Origin of the sequence: Sphaerisporangium sp. NPDC051011 (assembly GCF_040653595.1) — a bacterium.
In the GTDB taxonomy this organism is placed as follows: domain Bacteria; phylum Actinomycetota; class Actinomycetes; order Streptosporangiales; family Streptosporangiaceae; genus Sphaerisporangium.
Genome location: NZ_JBFAGG010000002.1, coordinates 315,201 through 335,073 on the forward strand (window position 1 = coordinate 315,201; position 19,873 = coordinate 335,073).

20 protein-coding genes are annotated in these 19,873 nt (G+C 70.9%); 8 read left to right on the top strand and 12 right to left on the bottom strand.

Annotation, left to right across the window (positions count from 1 at the left end; genetic code table 11):
• Positions 1-3: 3 nt before the first annotated feature.
• A complete protein-coding gene (locus tag AB0H21_RS05570; RefSeq protein WP_358512174.1) occupies positions 4-1,881 on the bottom strand; it encodes an aminotransferase class I/II-fold pyridoxal phosphate-dependent enzyme in 1,878 nt (625 codons plus the stop codon).
• Positions 1,878-2,972 (bottom strand): hypothetical protein, encoded by a 1,095-nt coding sequence (locus AB0H21_RS05575; protein WP_358512177.1) that lies wholly within the window; start codon positions 2,970-2,972, stop codon positions 1,878-1,880. The genes AB0H21_RS05570 and AB0H21_RS05575 overlap by 4 nt, the downstream gene beginning before the upstream one ends.
• A gap of 330 nt (positions 2,973-3,302) precedes the next feature.
• On the opposite strand from AB0H21_RS05575, the gene AB0H21_RS05580 reads away from it, so the two are divergent.
• Together AB0H21_RS05580 and AB0H21_RS05585 are read left to right on the top strand one after the other, a co-directional pair.
• Positions 3,303-4,193 (top strand): GNAT family N-acetyltransferase, encoded by an 891-nt coding sequence (locus AB0H21_RS05580; RefSeq protein WP_358512180.1) that lies wholly within the window; start codon positions 3,303-3,305, stop codon positions 4,191-4,193.
• Complete coding sequence (locus AB0H21_RS05585; RefSeq protein WP_358512183.1) at positions 4,193-5,371, top strand: peptidogalycan biosysnthesis protein; 1,179 nt, start codon at positions 4,193-4,195, stop codon at positions 5,369-5,371. The genes AB0H21_RS05580 and AB0H21_RS05585 overlap by 1 nt, the downstream gene beginning before the upstream one ends.
• Here the strand turns inward: AB0H21_RS05585 and AB0H21_RS05590 are convergent.
• From AB0H21_RS05590 to AB0H21_RS05600, 3 genes are all read right to left on the bottom strand, one after another.
• Positions 5,354-6,220 carry a nucleoside-diphosphate kinase gene (locus AB0H21_RS05590; RefSeq protein WP_358512186.1) on the bottom strand — a complete coding sequence of 289 codons (867 nt, stop codon included), beginning with the start codon at positions 6,218-6,220 and terminating at the stop codon, positions 5,354-5,356. The genes AB0H21_RS05585 and AB0H21_RS05590 overlap by 18 nt on opposite strands.
• A 701-nt stretch (positions 6,221-6,921) precedes the next feature.
• Entirely contained in the window at positions 6,922-8,145 is a 1,224-nt protein-coding gene (locus AB0H21_RS05595; RefSeq protein WP_358512189.1) for a pitrilysin family protein, read from the bottom strand.
• On the bottom strand, positions 8,142-9,377 hold the full coding sequence (locus AB0H21_RS05600; protein ID WP_358512192.1) for a hypothetical protein: 1,236 nt from the start codon (positions 9,375-9,377) through the stop codon (positions 8,142-8,144). The genes AB0H21_RS05595 and AB0H21_RS05600 overlap by 4 nt, the downstream gene beginning before the upstream one ends.
• 409 nt (positions 9,378-9,786) lie before the next feature.
• Between AB0H21_RS05600 and AB0H21_RS05605 the strand changes: the two genes are divergently transcribed.
• The 4 genes from AB0H21_RS05605 to AB0H21_RS05620 all read left to right on the top strand — a co-directional run bounded on the left by AB0H21_RS05605 (position 9,787) and on the right by AB0H21_RS05620 (position 12,911).
• A complete protein-coding gene (locus AB0H21_RS05605; protein ID WP_358512194.1) occupies positions 9,787-10,524 on the top strand; it encodes a lytic polysaccharide monooxygenase in 738 nt (245 codons plus the stop codon).
• Positions 10,525-10,771: 247 nt separating this feature from the next.
• Positions 10,772-11,368, top strand: coding sequence for a DUF305 domain-containing protein (locus AB0H21_RS05610; RefSeq protein WP_358512197.1), 597 nt, complete (start codon positions 10,772-10,774; stop codon positions 11,366-11,368).
• An 85-nt stretch (positions 11,369-11,453) separates the two neighbouring features.
• A complete protein-coding gene (locus AB0H21_RS05615; protein ID WP_358512200.1) occupies positions 11,454-12,497 on the top strand; it encodes an SAM-dependent methyltransferase in 1,044 nt (347 codons plus the stop codon).
• Positions 12,498-12,668: 171 nt separating this feature from the next.
• The gene (locus tag AB0H21_RS05620; RefSeq protein ID WP_358512203.1) at positions 12,669-12,911 is read left to right on the top strand and encodes a hypothetical protein; all 243 of its coding nucleotides are present in this window, start codon (positions 12,669-12,671) and stop codon (positions 12,909-12,911) included.
• Here AB0H21_RS05620 and AB0H21_RS05625 read toward each other — a convergent pair.
• The 4 genes from AB0H21_RS05625 to AB0H21_RS05640 all read right to left on the bottom strand — a co-directional run bounded on the left by AB0H21_RS05625 (position 12,901) and on the right by AB0H21_RS05640 (position 15,313).
• Positions 12,901-13,260: a hypothetical protein gene (locus AB0H21_RS05625; protein WP_358512209.1), complete on the bottom strand. Its 360-nt coding sequence runs from the start codon at positions 13,258-13,260 to the stop codon at positions 12,901-12,903. The genes AB0H21_RS05620 and AB0H21_RS05625 overlap by 11 nt on opposite strands.
• A gap of 61 nt (positions 13,261-13,321) precedes the next feature.
• Entirely contained in the window at positions 13,322-13,651 is a 330-nt protein-coding gene (locus AB0H21_RS05630) for an antibiotic biosynthesis monooxygenase (protein WP_358512212.1), read from the bottom strand.
• Between the two features lie 124 nt (positions 13,652-13,775).
• Positions 13,776-14,465, bottom strand: coding sequence for a 4'-phosphopantetheinyl transferase superfamily protein (locus AB0H21_RS05635; protein WP_358512215.1), 690 nt, complete (start codon positions 14,463-14,465; stop codon positions 13,776-13,778).
• The gene (locus AB0H21_RS05640; RefSeq protein ID WP_358513021.1) at positions 14,462-15,313 is read right to left on the bottom strand and encodes a metallophosphoesterase; all 852 of its coding nucleotides are present in this window, start codon (positions 15,311-15,313) and stop codon (positions 14,462-14,464) included. Before AB0H21_RS05640 ends, AB0H21_RS05635 begins: the two co-directional genes overlap by 4 nt.
• Positions 15,314-15,462: 149 nt before the next feature.
• Between AB0H21_RS05640 and AB0H21_RS05645 the strand changes: the two genes are divergently transcribed.
• Positions 15,463-17,112 (top strand): ABC-F family ATP-binding cassette domain-containing protein, encoded by a 1,650-nt coding sequence (locus AB0H21_RS05645; RefSeq protein ID WP_358512219.1) that lies wholly within the window; start codon positions 15,463-15,465, stop codon positions 17,110-17,112.
• Positions 17,113-17,128: 16 nt separating this feature from the next.
• Here AB0H21_RS05645 and AB0H21_RS05650 read toward each other — a convergent pair whose 3' ends face one another.
• The 3 genes from AB0H21_RS05650 to AB0H21_RS05660 form a co-directional block, all read right to left on the bottom strand.
• Positions 17,129-17,440: a type II toxin-antitoxin system Phd/YefM family antitoxin gene (locus tag AB0H21_RS05650; RefSeq protein ID WP_358512221.1), complete on the bottom strand. Its 312-nt coding sequence runs from the start codon at positions 17,438-17,440 to the stop codon at positions 17,129-17,131.
• A gap of 75 nt (positions 17,441-17,515) precedes the next feature.
• Positions 17,516-17,863: a helix-turn-helix transcriptional regulator gene (locus AB0H21_RS05655; protein ID WP_358512224.1), complete on the bottom strand. Its 348-nt coding sequence runs from the start codon at positions 17,861-17,863 to the stop codon at positions 17,516-17,518.
• 2 nt (positions 17,864-17,865) lie between these two features.
• Positions 17,866-18,216 (bottom strand): type II toxin-antitoxin system RelE/ParE family toxin, encoded by a 351-nt coding sequence (locus AB0H21_RS05660; protein WP_358512227.1) that lies wholly within the window; start codon positions 18,214-18,216, stop codon positions 17,866-17,868.
• 362 nt (positions 18,217-18,578) lie between these two features.
• Here AB0H21_RS05660 and AB0H21_RS05665 point away from each other — a divergent pair, with 362 nt between their 5' ends.
• Entirely contained in the window at positions 18,579-19,868 is a 1,290-nt protein-coding gene (locus AB0H21_RS05665; protein WP_358512230.1) for a PP2C family protein-serine/threonine phosphatase, read from the top strand.
• Positions 19,869-19,873 lie beyond the last annotated feature (5 nt).

Below are 19,873 nucleotides of genomic sequence, written 5' to 3' on the forward strand. Positions count from 1 at the left end.
CGTTCATCCGTCCGCCGGGGCCGCCCGGTCCACCAGCGCGCGGAAGGCGGTACGGCGTTCCGCCGACAGGGGGACGCTGACGCGGGTGCGTGGCGGGCCGAAGATCGGGCGTACGGGCTTGCCGAGCAGGCCGGGCGGGACGTCGCCCTCGACGGTGACCCACGGCAGCGCCGGGTGTCCCGGTTCCACGGTCACGCCGAGACGGCGCAGCCCCGCGACGAGCTCGGGCTTGGCGGTGGCGAGGGCCGTACGCAGGGGCTGGAGCACGTCGCCGCGTTCGAGCAGGCGCATCGCCACCTCCAGCGGAAGCGCGGAGGCCGCGAGCGGCGGTGCGACCCGGCGCAGCGCGGCCCCTGCGTCCGCCGAGCAGATGGCGAACCCGACGCGCAGCCCGCCGCAGCAGTACCCCTTGGACAGGCCGCGCAGCACGACGAGCCCCTCGACCTCGGAGGTGAGTGGCACCGCGCTGGCCTCCGGCCCGGCGTACGTCGCGCAGGCCTCGTCCAGCACCAGCAGCCCGCCGGCGTTCCGGGCCGCCTCGGCGAGGGCGCGGACGCGGTCCGGCGGGAGAAGCTCCCCGACGACGCCGGGACGTTCGACCAGCACGAGCGCGGGCCGCAGCCGCGAGATCGTGCCGGGCGCGTCGTCGTCGGCCGGGTCGAAGGGGCGCAGGGTCGCGCCGAGCCGGGCCGCCCAGCCGGGCAGGTCCGGGTGAGAGTACGGGGTGCACAGCAGCGTCCCCGGCGCGGCGAGCGCGCCGAGGGCGTGCAGGAGGGTGGTGGTGCCCGCGCCCGCGACCACGCGGTCCGGGGTGATGCGGGCGCCGAAGTGCGCGCTCAGCACGGGCGCCGCGCGCTCGCCGCCGTACGGGTCGGTGACCGCGAGATGCCGCGCGAGGTCGGCCACCGCCGAGGCGGACCGGCCGTCCGGGACGAGGTCGGCGGGCACGGAGGCGGGACGGCCGTCCGGGACGGGGTCGGCGGTCGCGGTGGTGGGCCGGCCGTCCGGGGTGACCTCGGCCCAGACCTGGTCGATCACGTCCCGGACGAACTCGATCTCGTCGGGGGCCCAGCGGAGGTCGAGGTCGCCGGGGGCCGGGGTGACGCGGGTGTAGTCGAGGACGGCCGGCTCGGGAGTGATGGCCGCGCGGGCGACGAACTGGACGTACCGGGTGTCGATCCGGATCTCGGACCCGGCGGCGAAGTCGGCGTCCGCGCGGACGATCTCGTAGCCCGCGTCGCGGAGCATCCCCGCGACCTCGGGCGGTTGGTAGAGGCGCACGTCGTCGAGCAGGCGCGCGACGGTGCCGTCCGGGTAGGTGACGCGCAGCTCGCCCTGGTTGCGGCCGGTCACCGGGTCGTAGGAGCGGAAGAAGTCGTAGACGACGCCCTCGGCCTCGAACCGCGCCGTGGGCTGGTACCGGGTCAGGATGCCGGTCACGTTGGAGTGGTCCAGGACGAGCACCCCGCCGGGGACGAGCCGCTCGCGGACCCGGCGCAGGAACCGGCGCTGCTCGTCGTCGGTGCCCCAGCCGAAGTTCTGCAGGCAGACCGCCGCGTCCGCCTCCGGCAGGTCGGCCCGTCCGAACAGGTCGGCGAGGACCACCGTCAGCGGGACGCCGGCCCGCCGCGCGGACTCCTCGGCCTGGTCCAGCGCCCACCGGCTGACGTCGACGCCGACGACCTCGAAGCCGTGCTCGGCCAGCGCGACGGCGTGCCGGCCGATTCCGCAGCCGAGGTCGAGCACGCGCCGCCCGGGCGCGTGCTCCTCCAGCGTCTTGACCAGGTACGAGACCTCACCGGCCGTACGCGCGGCGGTGTACTCGTGGCGGGCGAAGCTCCAGTAGTCGGCGGTGAAGTACTCGGTGTACCACCGCGTCATGAGAAGCCCATCTTGCCGAAGAACTCGCACACGTCGCAGAGGTCCGGCGGGTTCTGTACTCCTTCCTGGAGGATGTAGACCCCTTCGCACATGCGGCACTTCTGCTCCACGAACGGGAACATGTAGCGCTGCATGTTGGCGAACGACTCGAACAGGTAGTAGTCGACGCCCGGCCACAGGCCGTACAGGTGGTCGGCGAGCGCGTAGGCGATCGAGCGGTCCTGCGGGCCGGTGGTGAAGCGGCCCGGCGTGCCCTGCCGGTTGAGCTCGGGGGCGACGAGCTCCAGGTAGAGCATCAGCTCCTTCTTGGTGATGCGGTAGAGGGGGAAGATGTACCGCAGGCCGCCGATCTCGCGGACGGGGATGCCGCCCATGCGGTAGCCGCTGGTGATCCAGGTGACCATGCTGGCCACGAGGTCGTCGCCGTTGAAGCCGAACGCGACCGTGCCGGCGCCGTTCTCCTGGGCGTAGTTCTCCAGCATGCGGCGCAGCACGTGGTGGCCGACGACCATGTTGTAGTGCCGGTGCTCGCCGGAGACGACGCTGTTCATGGCCTCGACGAACGGCCGGCGCATCTTGAAGACGCGCTCGATGTCCTCGGCGGTGACGATGACCTGGTCGATGCCGAGCCCGGCGGCGGAGGCGCGGGCGGCCTCGAACGTCGCCGGCTCGTCCCAGTCGGGCAGGCCGGTGATCGTGACCGAGGTCATGGGCACTCGGGGGACGCGGTCGCCGACGCGTTCCAGCAGCTTGACGAACGCGACGCTGTCCCGGCCGCCGGAGAGGCCGATGACGACCTTCTCGCCGGGCCGGAGCACCGCGTGGCTGTGAATGCTCTGGACGAACGTCTCCTCGACGTACCGGATGAAGCCCTCGCGGTCGAACTGCTCGGATCGATGCTCGAGCTGTCCGTTTACGTCGAACATGACCGTTTTCACGTAAACGGGATCGGGGGTGCCGTAAACGGTACGTTGAGGCTTGCGTGTGACGTCCAGGTCGTAGTGGCGGACCTGCCGGATCTCGATCACGTCGTCTGCCCCGACGGTCGTGGTCTCTTCGGGAACGATTTTCCCGTTCTGAGTCGTAAGCACGGCGTTTACGGGAATGCCGTACGCCGTCAGGACCTCAGTAAGCGGCCGTCCAGGGGTTGCGCTCAGAGTCTCCGAGCCGCCGACTTTGTCATGGAAGACGACGTGGGCCACGGCTTTTCTCCCTCACTGCTGTGGTGTCAGCTTAGTATGGGGTCATTTACGCCATTCGCGTCAAGCGTCGTAGTCGATGGGCCGTGAATCCATGCCGGGGGTGCCGTGAGCGCGTCATTGACCGTCGAAGTACATAAGTCCGTCGATGCTGTTGACGAGGATGAATGGGATGATGTTGTATCGAGGGCGGGCGCGCCGGTGTTTTATCACCAGCGGTATTTGCGTGCTTACGAGCGCTATCCGCTGACCGGCGTCGAGGCGTTCTTCTATTTCGTCGTCCGTGACCACGGGCGGGCCGTCGCCGTGCTGCCCGTCTCACTCCTGCGCGGGGTCGACCCGATCGGCCACCTGCGCCCCCGCTACCCCGTCTCGGACGGCGACCGCGGCCTGCTCAGCCACGTCTGGCACTGCTACGACGCCTGGCTGCCCGGCGAGCCCCACGTCGCCGCCGTCACCGGCGAGATGCGCGCGCTCGCCGGTGAGCTGGGCGCCGACTGGTACGGCTTCATCAACGTCCCCCGGACCTCGCCGCTGCGCGACGCCCTGATCGCCGAGGGCTTCCCCGCCGAGCACATCGAGTACCGCTTCACCGTCGACCTGCGCGGCATGACGAGCGTGGACGACTACATCGCCGGGGCGAGGACGAGGGGCCGGGCGAACCTGCGCCGCAACGGCCGCCGGGCGCAGGACGCGGGCGCGACGATCCGCGTGCTGGAGACCGGGGAGGGCGACCTGATGGAGGTCGCCGAGCTGTGCGCCGCCACCACCGCCCGGCACGGCACCGGCGCGTTCTACCCGCCCGGCCTGTTCGCGGACTTCGTCACCGCGCTCGGTGACCACGCCTGCCTGGTCGAGGTGCGCGAGGACGCCAAGCTGGTCGGCGTGGCGGTCTGCTTACGCGACGAGACCCGCTTCCACGCCTGGGCCTGCGGCGTCGACTACGACACGCGGGCCAACTACAGCCCCTACCCGATCCTCTACACCGAGTCGGTCGCGCAGGCGCTGCGCGAGGGCCGCCTCGTCCTGGAGGGCGGGCGCAGCAACCACGCCTTCAAGCTCAAACACGGCCTGTCGCCGCTGCCCCTCGACGCCTGCCTGTCGCGCGTCTGATGCGCGCGTTCGAGGCCGTCCCCGGCCGTCCTGAGGATTGGAACCGGCTGACGGCCGGCGCCCCGCTGTTCGCCACGGAGAAGTGGCTGGAGGCCATGCGCGGCCGGGTTCCAGGCGATCTGTTCACCTTCGTCCTGCGCGAGGACGGCGAGGCGCGGCTCGCGCTGTACGGCAGCGTCCTGCGCGGCGTTCCCGAGGGCGAGATCTTCGACCTGCCGTACATCTTGGCGGGCGACCCCGGCGAGCTGCCGCTGAGCCCCGAGACGCGCGCGGACCGCGCCACCTGGCAGGCCCCGCCCCCGGAGAGCTGGTACCCCAGCCTCGTGCTCATGCTGCCCGGCTACGAGTGCCACCCGCTCGGCCCGCTGGCCGGGGACCCCGGCGCCCTGGCCGAGCTGGTCGAGGCGATCGTCGCCTGGGCGGGGGAGCGAGGGCTGCGCGCCGTCGCCTTCCTCTACACGCCGCCGTCCACGGCCGCGCTCCAGGACGTGCTGCCCCGCCACGGCTTCTCCCGCGTCGAGCTGTCCTACTCGTGCGAGCTGCCGGTGCCCGGGGACGGCTTCGACGGCTACCTCGCGTCCCTGCCGCGCAAGCGGCGCGGTGAGGTGCGCCGCGAGCTGCGCGCGCTCGCGGACGCCGGCGTGCGGGTGCGCGCGGTCCCGATGACCTCAGTCCCCGAGGACGTGGTGACGTCGAAGCGCGCGCACTCGGCCAAGTACAACGACGGACGTCCGGCCGACCGGGACAAGGTGCGCGCCCGCCTGGAGGGGTTCGCCGGCGTGCCGACCCCGCTGCTGTTCCGCGCCGAGCTGGCCGCGCCCGACGATCCGGGCGACGGCGAGCTGGTCGGGCACAGCCTGTTCATCCGGCACGGCGGCGTCTGGGTCTGCGTGAGCACCGGCATGGACTACGGCCGCCACGAGGCGCGCCACGCCTACTTCGCGACCGTCTTCTACGAGCCCGTGCGCGTCGCCTCCGAGGCCGGGGCGCGGCGGCTCCAGTACGGCCACGCGTCCTGGCGCGCCAAGCTGTCACGCGGGTGCGAGGCGGTCCCGACGCCGGGCTGGGTGCGCGCCACGGACCCCGCGCTCGCCCGAGTGGTGGCGAACGCGACGACCACTGTGCTCATTGCCGCGCCTCCGGCACGGCGGTTCGGGGGGTCAGGAATCCCTGCGTAGTGGCGGGAAGGTCATGGACGTCCGCAGGACCGCGTGCTCCCAGCGGTCCAGGGTGAGCCCGTAGACGGCCATCTGCGCCGCCGCGCGCTTGAGGTCCACCTGCGGGTGGTCGGGAAGGAACTCGCAGGAGACCAGCTCGGCCAGCGGGTGTGACGCGCCGCCCGGGAGCAGCGCGGCCAGCTCGGCGCCCGCGCCGGGGCGGGGGTCGGCGGCCAGCCCGGGGGCGAGCTTGCGCGCCTCGGCGGTCAGGTCGTTCCAGACGGCGGCGGTGATCTTGGAGCGCAGCCCCGCCCGCACGTCGTCGTACTCCCGGGTCTCCCGGGGGATGCCCGCCTCCAGCAGGCCGACGAGCTCGCGCAGCTCGGTCTGGCCGCCCTCCAGCGGCCGTCCGAGGCCGGGGCCGAAGAAGACGGACGCCTCCAGCTCGGAGTCCTCGGGGCTGTCGGAGGTGTGGATGATGTCCAGCATCACGTTGATGGCGCGGAAGTCGCGGCGGATCGTGCCCGGGGCGGCCTCGGCGGGGTGGCTCGCGCCCTTGAGCGCGCGCAGCCGTTTGTGGGGCGGCTCGGGCGAGACGTCCGCCTGCCCGTCCTCTACCAGCAGAGCGAGGGTGGGTCCGAGATCGAACACCAGGTCGACCTGCCGGTAGAAGTAGGCCTCCCATACGGAAGAGATGTTGCGTTCTTGCCAGGCGTCCTGGTTGGGCGGCCGGTGCCAGAGAACGTCGTAGCGCACCGGAGTGAACGCGTGACGTTCCAGCAGGTCCAGGACTGAGGAGCACAGGTGACGTTCCAGCGCGTCGGGTGGTAGGAGAACGAGAACGGTCCGCTGCCAGTCGATCGCTGTCACCCATCACTCCTTGGAAGGTTACTGACCGGTCTTGTGGGGGTCGGGTCCGGGACTAGCGGGAACGCGTCACGCGCGGCCGGCGGGCGGCTCTGCGGTTGCGGTCCATGCCGTCAGCCCTTCTTCGCGTTGATCTTCGGACGGCGTAACGCCATCTTGCGACGGTCCATGATCAGCCTTTCTTCGGACGCACGCGCGGGCGGCGCAGCGTCACCATGGCTCGGTCCATGGTCATCCCTTCTTCGGCTTGTTGATCTTGGGGCGACGTGACTGGAGCATCATGCGGTCCATGGGCCCCCCTACTTCGACTTGGAGATTCTCGGACGACGTGACACTGACCTTCCGCGGTCCATGGTCATCCCTTCTTGGGCTTGGAGACCTTGGGGCGGCGTGCGGCCATAGCTCTGCGGTCCATGGTCATCCCTTCTTCGGCTTGCGGATCTTCGGGCGGCGTAGGGCCTGGTACTTGCGGTCCACCCTCAGCCTCTCTTCATCGTGCGGATCTTGGGCCGGCGTACGGCCTTGTCCTCGCGGTCCACGTTCAGCCCTTGGCGGGCTTGGACACCTTCGGGCGGCGCATCGCCTTGGCGCGACGGTCCATGTGCTCTCCTTCGTTCGGCCGATCGGGTAGCGAGGAGTGCGAACACTGGGTGCACTCCCAGCGAACAAATCGCTATTTACCGAGTTTTCGGGTGTCCTAGTGGTTAGTCAATACCGGCGACGGTGATCACCATCGGCTCCAGCGCCGTCCGAAGGCTGAGCAGCACGTCGTCGGCCGTGACAGTCCGGATCGCCTCGATCTGACCGGCCAGAGTCCAGTCGCCGTGTCCGGGAATGAGCCCATATCGGCCGTACAGCAGCGCCTCCTCGAAGGACTGCTCGGTCTCCAACTGGAGCAGCCCCGCCGTGCGCCGCGTGGCCAGCTCGACCTCCGCCGCCGTCCACCCCCGCTCGGCGCGCTCGGTCAGCAGCGCGGTGGCCGTCTCCACGACCTCGCCGACGTGCTCGGGCGCGGTGGCGATGAACGCACGCCACACCCCGGTGTCGCGGTAGGCGTTGGTGAAGGCCCACATGTCGTACGCCAGCCCGCGCCGGTTCCGGATCTCCTCGAACAGCAGCGCCGAGCTGGCCCCGCCGATCAGGTCCATCAGCACCTGCCAGGCCGGCAGCAGGCGGTGGCCGTACGGCACGGCGGGCCCGCCCAGCACGACCCCGGCCGAGTCGTTGTTCAGCGGATGGTTGCGCCGCCCGCCGCTGACGCTCGGCAGGCCGTGGTCCGGCGGGTCGCCGCCGGGCGGCAGCGCGGTCAGCGGCCCGGACTCCAGAACCTTCAGCACGGCCTCGGCGGTCAGGTCGCCGCAGACGATCACGGCGGCGGACGAGGCGCGCACCCACCGCGTGTGGAAGGCGCGCAGGTCGTCCAGGCTCACCCGGCCGACGCTCTCGGCGGTCCCGCCGACCGGCCGGGCGAGCGGGTGGCCCGCGAACGCGACGTCGTAGAACACGTCGTGGACGATGTCGAAGGGGTCGCCGGCGGCCAGTCGCAGTTCCTCCTGCACGACCTTGCGCTCGGACTCCAGGATCTCCTCGCCGAGGTCCGGCTCGGCCATGGCGCGGGCGAGGATCTCCAGCGCGGCGGGCGCCTCCGGCGAGGGCACCCGGGCGTACAGCACGAGGTGGTCGCGGCTGGTGATGGCGTTGCCCTCGCCGCCGAGCCCCTCCAACAGGTCGATCGGACGCCCGCCGCCGGGCAGGGGCGCCTGCATGAGAATGTGCTCCAGCAGGTGGGTGCCGCCCGCCACGGCCTCCGGCTCGTAGCGCGAGCCGGTGAGCAGCCACAGCGACGCCGTGGTCGCGGTCGCGCCCGGCCGGTGCAGGACCCACACGGGGATGCCGTTGCCGAGCGCCACGCGCACCGGAGCCCTCACGTGTCCTCCCCCTTCGCGGCGTCCTCGCCGGCCGCCGCTTCGAAGTCGTCGTCGCCGATACCGGAGTCCTCGGCGTCCAGGCCGCCCGTGGCCTCCGCGCCCTCCAGCGCCGCCTCGTCGATCTCGTCGCCGTGGACGAGCACGAACCCGCCCACCGGCGTGTCGGCCCACAGCGTGCCGCCGCGCTCGCGCAGGGTGGCCGTCTCGGCGTAGTGGTCGCCCGCGACGGGCAGGGCGAATAACACCAGGCCCGCCTCCAGCGCGGTCCTGCTGTCCACCTTGCGTTCGGTGAGCTGCCAGGCGCGCCGCCCGAGCGCGCCGGAGCGCCCCGCCATCATGCGGTTCTGCAACTCCAGCAGTGCCAGGTCGATCGGGCGCCGCAGGCCGCGCGCCGCCGTGACGCGGCGCCGCGCCCGGCCGATCCGGGTGAGCGCGCGCAGGTCGCCGGGGAGCGGGGGCACGTCCAGCGAGGCTGCCTCCAGCAGCGACGCCAGCTCGGCGTACTCGGGCCACAACCCGACCTCGTGGACGGCGAGGGCGCACGCGTTCAGCACATTCTTGGGCGCGCCGGTCAGTTGCAGCGCGGCGTCCACCAGGTCGCGGGCGCGGAACGGCTGCTCGAACCGCTCCAGCAGCAGCGCGACGAGGTTCTTGGCCACCGGCTCCTCGCACGGGGGAGGCAGCGCGCGGCGGGCGGGGATGCCGACCCGGTCACCGAGCATCGCCAGCGTGCTCAGCTCGACGGTGTACGGCAGCCCGTACGGGTCGTCGGGCAGGCGGCGCATGCTGACCATGAACTCCAGCCGGCCCTCGAACTTCAGGAACGTGGCGCTGTGGACGCCCCAGCCGTCCTCGACCAGCCAGGAGACCATGCTCCAGACCCGGTCCTGCTCGGGGACCCAGTAGTCCAGGTCGTTCATCGTACGCACGAGGGGCTCGGGGTAGTGGGCGGCGACCTCCAGGCCCTTGAACGTGACCGGGTTCCCGAAGGTGGCGCCGATCCGCGCGTGCAGGTCCCGGTAGAACGCGACCCGCCCGCGGTACTGGGCGAGGTCGTGGGCCAGGCCCGGGCCGAGCTCGCGCCCGTCCCGCTCCCAGGCGCTCAGCAGGGTGGCGACGAAGGACGGCTGATCCGTGCGGGCGACGTACAGCACCTCGCCCGGGGTCTCCATGTCCTGGCCCGTCACCGTGGCCAGGATCTCCTCCAGCTCGCCCGACGTCAGCCCGATCACCTGGTTCTGTCCTCCGGCATGCGTCGACAGGGGGTAAGGATCTTTGCACGACTCTGACAGATCCCACCCCTCCCCACAAGACGCGCCCCGGGATCGCGTCCACGCCGGAGGACGGACCGGAACAGGCGACTATGTCGCCGCGTCGTGAGTGGAAATTACTGTGTGTAGTGAATTACCCCGCTTTCCTGCCTTATGGATGGGTTACAGGAAATAGGCGTGGATCGTTCCTGACTGGGCTGCCTCGCGACCCGTGTTCGCAGTCTGGCGGGGGTCGGAGTGACGGCGGTGGCGCCAGGTGAGCGGAACGCGGATGTGGTCTTGACGACAGGCCTTACAGTCGTTCCACGGCCTTTACCGTTAAGAAACTTTCCTTTATATTCCAGGCATCCCCCCAGCAAAGGAGCGTGGTATGCGAAGAACGATCATGTTTGCTGCAATGGCCTTGCTCACCGCCGGCGTCACGGTGTTCGCCGCATCGCCGGCGCACGCCCACGGCTACATCTCCTCCCCGCCGAGCCGGCAGGCGCTCTGCGCCCAGGGCAAGGTGCCCGACTGCGGCGAGATCATCTGGGAGCCGCAGAGCGTCGAGGCCCCCAAGGGCCAGTGGAGCTGCAACGGCGGTGTGGGCCGCTTCGCCCAGCTCGCGGACGAGAGCAAGCCCTGGCCGGCCACGTCCGTCGGCACCTCGGTGACCTTCAACTGGACGCTCACCGTCCGGCACGCCACCAGCACGTGGGAGTACTACATCGGTGGCACCCGCGTGGCCGTGTTCAACGACGGGGGCAAGCAGCCCGGCGCGACGGTCTCGCACAACGTGAGCCTGTCCGGCTTCAGCGGCAGGCAGAAGCTTCTGGCCATCTGGAACATCGCGGACACGCCGAACGCCTTCTACTCCTGCGTCGACCTGCAGATCGGCGGTGGCGGCGGCAACCCGACGCCCACCCCGACCCCCACTCCGACCCCGACGCCCACTCCGACCCCCACCCCCACCCCCACCGTCCCGAGCGGCACGTGGGCGGCGGGCACGACCTACAAGGCCGGCGACCAGGTGACGTACAACGGCGTGCGGTACCGCTGCATCCAGCCGCACACCGCCCTCCAGGGCTGGGAGCCGCCGAACGTCCCCGCGCTGTGGGCGGTCGTCTGACCCGGTTCCCGCACGGCCCGGCCCCGTCGCCCGTGCCCTTGGCGATCGCTACACGTCGCTGACGACGTGGAGCTGCCGTCACGGCATTGACGGAGCGGGCCCCGAGGAGTAACGCGGGAGCGAGGCCGTCCCCTCCCCGGCCGCCACGGCCTCGGAGGGCGCCTCGCTCCCGCCCGTTTCCCCGCACGCCGAATTCGCGCACACCGAATTCGCGAACGCCGCATCCGCCAATGGAAGCCGGTCACCGATGAAACGCGCCGCACTCGCCCTCGCCGCAGCCCTGAGCCTGCTGACGCTCCCCGGCTGCGGCGCCGCCACGGCGGCCCCCGAGTCGACCGCCTACCCCGCGCCGGCCTCCCTGCCGCCGTACCCTCCCGCGACCGGCGCCAAGAACGACGTCGACGTCGAGTTCCTGCAGATGATGATCCCGCACCACCGCCAGGCCATCGAGATGGCCGAGCTCGGGCGCACGCGGGCCCTCCGCCAGGAGGTCCGGGACCTCGCCAACGCCATCGCGGTCACCCAGATCTACGAGATGCGGACCATGACCGCCTGGCTGCTGGAGTGGAAGAAGCCCCTCACCGGGGACCGGCGCACCAAGAGTGAGCACGACCACCACGAGACCCGGCCGTCCGACATCGCCGAACTCGGCAGGATGGAGGGCGCCCAGTTCGAGACCGCGTTTCTCAACATGCTGATCGGCCACCAGCACAACGCCATCGAGATGGCCCGCGAGGAGTACGGCAACGGGAAGAACACCGACGCCCGCAACCTCGCCCACCGCATCGACCTGTCCCGCACGGCGCAGATCAAGCAGATGCTCGGTGAACTGAACCCTTCCTGAACCCGTTTCGAGCCGGACCGGCGCTGATCTCGCCGTGAATCGCGGGCGGCGCGGCGGCGTCCGTAGACGTCCTTAGAATTGGCCGGTGACGACACGCCGCTACGGGATCCTGATCATGCCGGCCGCCAACCGGGTCTACGCCGAGGCCTCGGTCGAGCTGATGGAGGCCGAGCTGGAGGTCTTCGACCGGGCGGTCCTGGGCGGGCGGCTGGAGGACATCGCGCCCGAGACGATCGGCGGCGTCCCGTACATCACGTTCGCCGCGCCGGAACTGTCCGAGCGTGAGATCAGGTTTCTGTCCAACCTGTCGTCGCTCTACGCGCTGTTCGGGCTGAACGCGGACGGCACGCTCGCGCCCGTCCCGCTGCGCCCGCTCGACCGCTTCGACGACGACCTGATCACCATCCAGAAGTACGCGGGCAAGACCAACGAGCACTTCACCAAGATGCTGCTGAACGCGACCATCCTGTCCTCGCGCTTCGCCGGCGAGATGGTCGACAGGCCCTTCGCCGTCCTGGACCCGCTGTGCGGCCGGGGCACCACCCTCAACCAGGCCCTGATGTACGGCTACGACGCGGCGGGGCTGGACGTCGACGGCAAGGACTTCGAGGCGTACTCCGCGTTCATCCGCACCTACCTCAAGCGCAAGCGCATGAAGCACACCGCCGAGACCGTGCCGGTGCGGCGCGACCGCAAGCTGGTGGCGCGCAGGCTGGAGGTCTCGATCGGGCTGTCGAAGGAGGAGTACAAGTCCGGCGAGAAGCGCAGGCTGACCGTCGTCAACGCCGACACCACCGCCGCCGGCGCGTTCTTCCCCCGCGCCTCCTTCGACGTGATCGTCGCCGACGCGCCGTACGGCGTGCAGCATGGCAGCCGCGACAAGCAACAGCACCTCAGCCGGCGCCCGCTGGACCTGCTCGAGGCGGCGCTCCCCGAGTGGACGGGCCTGCTGCGCCCGGGCGGGGCCGTCGGCATCTCGTGGAACACCTACGTCGCGGGCCGCGACGACGTCGCCGAGGTCTTCGCCAAGAACGGCCTGGAGGTCCTGAACGACGGGCCGTACCGCCGGTTCCGGCACCGCGTGGACCAGGCGATCATCCGGGACGTCATCGTCGCGCGAAAGCCGTGAAACGATCCCGGATCCCGGTTTTCCGAAGGCCGCGCCCACCATCAGGAGGATTGACCAGGCTGCCCTGGCAGGCCGATCTCGAAGGACGCGTGGACGAGCATGTGATCGACAGCGAGGCGCTGCATCCGCCCCGAGCCGTGGCGGCGCCGGCTGGACTGGGACCCGGTCCGCATGGTCCGCATGGTGCCGGAGTACGCCGACGCCATGCGGAGCATGCGCGCGATCTGGATCGACGCGGGGACCAGGGACGAGTACTACCTGGATCTCGGTGCCGAGGCCTTCCGCCGCTCACTGCTCGACACCGGGGTCTCCCCGGACGTGATCCGTTTCGAGCTGTTCGACGCGGGCCACGGCGCCATCGACTACCGCTATCCGCTCTCGCCGGCCTGGCCGGCGGGTCAGATCAGTGGTTGACGGTGCAGACGAGCGAGTCGCTCGGGCCGCGCCTGGTGCTCACGACGACGTCGTTCGTGAGGTACTGGCAGGCCTGGTACGGGTCGCCCTGGCCGACGTAGGTGACGGAGCTGCCGGGGCCGCGCTTGTAGCAGCCGAGGGTCGACTGGTAGAGGCCGATGAGCGAGTCGGGGTGGACCTTGGCCATGCAGTAGTCGCCGAGGCGGACCGGGCTCATGACGATGTCGATCGTGGCCAGGGTCCGGGCCTGCGCGGGGGCGGTGGTGGCGAGCACCGCCGCGCCCGCCAGGACGGACCCGGCGAGGAGGGCGGAGGAGCGGGATAACAGGGTGATGGCACGACGGGGCATGTTGTCTCCTTTGAACGCCTGCTGAGCGCAGTATTCAATAGGAAACTTTCTTATTCAATACCTAAACCGGCGGTGAGGCCGGGGCGCGCTCGCCCGGCAGCTTGGCGGCGAGCACGTCCACCCGCTCGACCGTCGGCGGCCGGATGAACAGCTCGTCCGACCGGTCCCGCAACGCCTCGACCAGCCGTCCCGCCAGGTACGCCCGCCGGTCGCATTCCTCCCCGAAGGCGTTGAACAGCCCGAAGGTCGTGCAGTTGATCCGAAGCGCCACCCAGGCGGGGCACCGCCCCTCGTTCTCGATCAGGGCCAGCCCGTCCCGCAGGAAGTCCTCGACGTCGTGCTCCCTGCCCGGCCGGGCGTGCACGCGCACCAGCAGACCGACGCTGATCATCGCTGATCCCTCCCCTCGGCGGCCCGGAGACGCGGAACGCCAACAACGTTCCCTACCCGGCTCCTGACCTGCGCGAACTCGGATGGATCCGAAGTTACGCCGCCTTGGTGGGATCGGGGGACGCCTACGGGAGCGGCGCGTCCACGGCCGGCGCCTCGGGGCCCGGGACGACGATCGCGGTGATGATCAACCCGTCCTCCACCAGCACCCGCCCGGAGAAGCCCTTGATCTCCACCCCGTCCACCACGGGCCCGGGGACGAGCAGCCGCGCCGCGAACGTCCCGTTCTCGGGGTCGATCTCGACCGACGCCTCCTCGAAGTCCAGCCACTTCCGGGTCAGCGGGAACCAGGCCTTGTAGACCGATTCCTTGGCGCAGAACAGCGCCCGCTCCCAGCAGGCCGTGCCCCCGTGCCGGGACAGGTCGCGCAGGTGGCCGCGCTCCTCCGGCAGGGAGATCACTTCCAGAACGCCCTCGGGCAGCGGGTCGTTGGGCTCGGCGTCGATGCCGATCGCGGTGACCTCCCCGGCGCGGCCGAGGACCGCGCCGCGGTACCCCTGGCAGTGGGTGATGCTGCCGACGACGCCGCTCGGCCACCCGGGCTGCCCCCGCTCGCCGGGCACCACCGGCACCGGGGGCAGGCCCAGCCCGGCCAGGGCCCGCCGGACGCAGGCCCGCGCCGTCGTGAACTCCCTGCGGCGCTTGTCGACCGCCTGGCTGATGACCAGCTCCTCCTCCGGGAACAGCGTCACGTCCGGGGGGTCGTGGAAGAGCTCCGCGTACGCCACGTACGGGGGGAGGATGCGCTCGATCACGAGGCGTCCCCCGAGGGGAAGACCTCGCGCAGCGGCGGGGCGTCCTCCCGGCCGTACATGCGCCGCTCGCGCGGGTAGCCGAGCGAGACCTCCTGGAACCGGACGCCGTCGTACCAGGTCGTACGCGGAATGTGCAGGTGGCCGTACACCACCGTGGCCGCGTTGTACTTCAGGTGCCAGTCGGCGGTCTCGACCGTGCCGCACCACTGCGCGAACTGCGGATAGCGCAGGATGTCCGTCGGCTGCCGGACGAGCGGGAAGTGGTTCACCAGGACCGTGGGAATGTCCGGGTCACGCGCGTCCAGCCGGGCCCTCGTCTCGCGCAGCCGGGCCCGGCACCAGGCGTCCCGGCTCGGGTACGGGTCCGGGTGCAGCAGGAACTCGTCGGTGCACACCACCCCGGTCTCGTGCGCCCACGCCATCGCCTCTTCCTTGGTGGTGTCCGGCGGCCGGAACGTGTAGTCGTACAGCACGAACAGCGGCGCGATCGTCACCGGACCGCCCGGGCCCCTCCAGACCGCGTAGGGATCCTCGGGGGTGAGCACGCCGAGGCCGCGGCAGACCTCCACCAGGTGGCGGTACCGGGCCTCGCCGCGCAGCGTCACCGGGTCGTCCTTGGGCGTCCACAGCTCGTGGTTGCCGGGCGCCCACACGACGGTGGCGAAACGCTCATTGAGAAGGCCGAGCGCCCACTCGACGTCGGCGACGAACTCGCCGACGTCGCCGGCCACGAGCAGCCAGTCGGAGTCCGACTCCGGCCGCAGCTTCTCGACGATCTTGCGGTTCTCCGGATAGGCGACGTGCAGATCGCTGATCGCCATGAGCTTGCCGTTGGCCATGCCGCTCATCGTCACAAGGAGATCGTAACCGGCGCCGCCTTCCCGCGGTCGTGCCCGGGCGCGCCGGACGGGCGTACGGGGGCGTTGGTCGGGCGTACGGGGGCCGGGACGGTCCGGGTGTGCGTGCCCCGGCGCGCAGGGACGGATACCGTTTGGGCATGAGCGCCACGATCGTCGCCAAGGACCTCTCCGCCGGGCATGGGGAGCGCGTGCTGTTCTCCGGGCTCGACCTCGTCGTCGCGCCCGAGGACGTCATCGGCCTGGTCGGCGTCAACGGCGCGGGCAAGTCCACGCTGCTGCGCATCCTCGCCGGGCTCGCCGCCCCCGAGCGCGGCTCCGTCCAGGCGAGCCCTCTGACCGCGGCCATCGGCTACCTCCCGCAGGAGCCCGAGCGCAGGCCCGGCGAGACCATCGCCGAGTTCCTGGGCCGCCGCACGGGCGTCACCGCCGCGCAGCGCGACCTGGACGCCGCCACCGAGGGCCTGGTGGAAGGCCGGCCCGGCGCCGACGACGCGTACTCCGCCGGGCTCGAGCGCTGGCTCGCCCTCGGCGGCGCCGACCTCGCCGAGCGCGCCGAAGAGGTCGCCGCCGACCTCGGCCTCGACATCGACCTCGGCCGGCCCATGACCGCGCTGTCCGGCGGGCAGGCCGCGCGGGCCGGGCTCGCGTCCCTGCTGCTCAGCCGGTACGACGTCTTCCTGCTCGACGAGCCGACCAACGACCTCGACCTGGACGGCCTGGACCGGCTGGAGCGGTTCGTCACCGGCCTGCGGGCCGGCACGGTCGTCGTCAGCCACGACCGCGAGTTCCTCACCAGGACCGTCACCAGGGTCGTCGAGCTCGACCTCGCCCAGCAGCAGGTCAACGTCTACGGTGGCGGCTACGAGGCGTACCTCACCGAGCGGGAGGTCGCCCGGCGCCACGCCCGCGAAGAGTACGAGGAGTACGCCGACACGCGGGCCTCGCTGGAGGCGCGGGCCAGGACGCAGCGGGCCTGGATGGAGAAGGGCGTCAAGAACGCCCGCCGCAAGGCTCCCGACAACGACAAGATCGGGCGTAAGTTCCGCAGCGAGGCGACCGAGAAGCAGGCCGCCAAGGCGCGCCAGACCGAGCGGCTCATCGAGCGCCTGGAGGCCGTGGAGGAGCCCCGCAAGGAGTGGGAGTTGCGCATGGAGATCGCCGTCGCGCCCCGGGCGGGCGCGGTGGTCTCCACCCTGCGCGGCGCGGTGGTCCGGCGCGGCGCGTTCGTCCTCGGCCCCGTGGACCTGCAGATCGGCTGGTCCGAGCGTGTCGCGATCACCGGGCCCAACGGGTCGGGCAAGTCCACGCTGCTGGCCGCGATCCTCGGCCGCGTCCCCTTGGACGAGGGGCACGCCGCCCTCGGGCCCGGCGTGGTCGTCGGCGAGGTCGACCAGGCGCGCGCGCTGTTCCTCGGCGACGAGCCGCTGCTGGACGCCTTCGGCGCCGCCGTCCCGGACATGCCCCCGGCCGACGTGCGCACGCTGCTCGCCAAGTTCGGGCTGAGGGCGGCCCACGTGCTGCGGCCCGCCGCCACGCTCTCCCCGGGCGAGCGGACGCGCGCGGCGCTCGCCCTGCTCCAGGGGCGCGGCGTCAACCTGCTCGTCCTGGACGAGCCGACCAACCACCTCGACCTGCCCGCGATCGAGCAGCTGGAGTCGGCGCTGGCGTCCTACCCCGGCACGCTGCTGCTGGTCACGCACGACCGCCGCATGCTGAAGGCGGTCGACACGACCCGCCACCTCGCCGTCGCGGACGGCCGGGTGGAGGAGGCCGTGGCCGGACGGTAGCCATCCGCGCCCGCGTTCACCGTTTCTCCCTCTCCGGAATCGGACGGCTTTCCCGCCCGGGACGCTCCCAGGGATCGTCATCGCCGACGCGGTCCTCGGAGCCGAAGAGCTCGTCGGCTTCCTGGCGCATCTGCTGGTGGTCCACGTGCGGCAGGCGGCGATGCCGGGCGACCAGTTCCTCTGCAGTCAGGCGCTGCCTGCGCGGAAGTGGCCGGAGTTCGGCGACTTCTATGCCGTTGCGGGTGACGCGGTAAGTTTCGCCGGCCTCCACGGCATCCATGACGGCCGCGAAGCTCTTCCTGAGCTCACACCGAGTGATGACCTTCATACGTCGAGTGTGGCTCGCCGTGTCCCCGGAGGAAGGTGGCCGTGAGAGCTGCGTGCGACAGAACCAGGGCCCCACTCAAGCGGCATCCAGCGACTTCTCGCTGACAGGCAGGCGTACCGTCCGATCGCCGAAGTCGACGACCAGATCCAAGCGGGCCCCGAGCGCCTCTGCGTAGCGAGCGATGACCTCAAGGGATGCTACCTCGCCGTGCTCGATCTGGGAGACACGGGCAACGCTCACGCCCATGGCGGTCGCGACGTTTTTTTGTCCGAGCCCAAGTTGCTTGCGTACCTCAGCAAGCTGACGGCCGCGGGCCTCGGCGAGAAGCTTCCTGGCACCTTCCTCGATCACGGAAGGGGAGACACCGGCCTCGTGCAGTTCCCGCTCCAGGTCGGCCCAGTCCCCCAAAGTCCTCTTCGGCATGTTCACTCCTCTTCGTCGCTGGTGTAGTCGATGTAGAGCTGTACGGCCAGGGGGACGTTCTCCTTGTACCACCGATCCCAGTTGCCCGCCTTATCTCCGCCCAGCAACAACAGCGCGGCCCGAGTGGGGTCGAAGGCGAAGATGATCCTGATCTCCGATCGCCCCCGCGATCCCGGACGCAGTTCCTTGAGATGGTGCAGAGAGCTTCCCTTGAGCCGGTCGACGAGCGGCCTGCCCAGCGTCGGCCCCTCCTCCCGGAGAGCGGCTACAGCCTGAGCGACCTGAATCGCCGAGTCGAACTCCTCCTTGAGGAGCATCCTGAACCAAGCGGCGTACTCCTCTGTGACCTTCACCGTCCACGCCAAGAGAGCCCTCCCGAAATCAAGGATAGCCTTAACATGGACAGTAGGCTACCGCCGTCCGAGTAGGACGTCGTGAAATTGAACAACTCCATTGGGTAACCGAACATGTTGGTCAGTTCAGCTCACACTGGAACCGAAGAGGCGCTATCTCCGTGGCGGACCAACCCTGCTAGGAAGGCCGCTCCTCCGACGCGGGTCGGCCCCCGCCCTGCGTCCAAGCGGCGTTAGGGTAAAGATGGCCATTACCCGGTAAAGCGGCGTCCCTGGTTTGGTTTATGTCTCGCCAGCGGGTGGGGCCAGTGGAAAGATTGTCCCGAAGGTCCATCGATGTCCCGGGCGGGGGGGTGAGCTCGATGGACGACCACCGCGGCATGGAGCGCATGCTGACGGGCCTGCTGGACGCGAGCCACCTGGCCGGGTTCGACGAGATTCCTGCGCTGGCGGCCGAGTACGCCGCGCACGCCGGGCTGCGGGATGCGGTGATCTTCCTCACCGACCTGCAGCAGGACGTCCTGCGCCCGATGATCGGCACCGGTCCGGCCACGAGCGGCCGGACGCCCGAGGAGCTCAGCGAGCTCAAGATCGACGCCACGCTGGCCGGGCGGGCCTTCCAGGAGGTGCGGTTCCTGTCCGTGGCGAGCGGGGAGGGCGGTCCGATCTCCTGGTGGGTGCCGCTGTTGAACGGCACCGAGCGCCTCGGCGTGATCCGGATCACCACCCCGGACGCCGACGAGACGTACCTGGAGGCGATGCGGTCGCTGTCGGCCCTGGTCGCGCTGATGATCGTCTGCACCCGCCGATACAGCGACTCCCACGCGCACCTCGCCCGGACCCGTTGCATGAACGTGGCCGCCGAGATGCGGTGGAACCTGATGCCCCCGCTGACCTTCGCCAACGCGGACGTGGTGATCGCCGGGGCGCTGGAACCCGCGTACGAGATCGGCGGCGACGCCTTCGACTACTCCATCGCGGGGAACACCGCGCATCTGGCGATCTTCGACGCGATGGGCCACGACGTGTCCGCCGGGCTGACCGCGAACCTCGCGGTGGCCGTCTGCCGCAACCGCCGCGTGGAAGGGGACGGCCTGGCCGAGAGCAGCAGGGCGGCCGAGCAGACGTTGCTGGAGGAGTTCGGCAGGGAGACCCGCTTCGTCACCGCCATCCTCGCCGACCTGGACGCCTCCACCGGCATGCTGAGCTGGGTCAACCGCGGCCACCACCCGCCGGTGCTGATCAGGGGCGGCCGCCACACGCTCACCCTGCGCTGCCCGCCGTGCCACCCGCTGGGCCTCGACCTCGGCATGCCGATCACGGTGTGCGAGCAGCAACTGGAGCCCGGCGACCGGGTGCTCCTCTACACCGACGGCATCACCGAGGCGCGCAGCCCGCACGGCCAGGAGTTCGGCCTCGCCCGGTTCGTCGACTTCATCATCCGCCGCAGCGCCGACGGCCTGCCGATCCCGGAGACGCTCCGCCGGTTGATCCGTAGCGTGCTGGAATACCACAAGGGCGGGCTGCAGGACGACGCGACCGTGCTGGTGGCCGAGTGGCACGGGGACTCCGGGCACAGGGGGCTGGGGGACATGGTCACGGGCGCGGACGTCCGGCGGGCGTCCTGTTGCGCGGAGAGTCGCCCCGCGTGACCCGC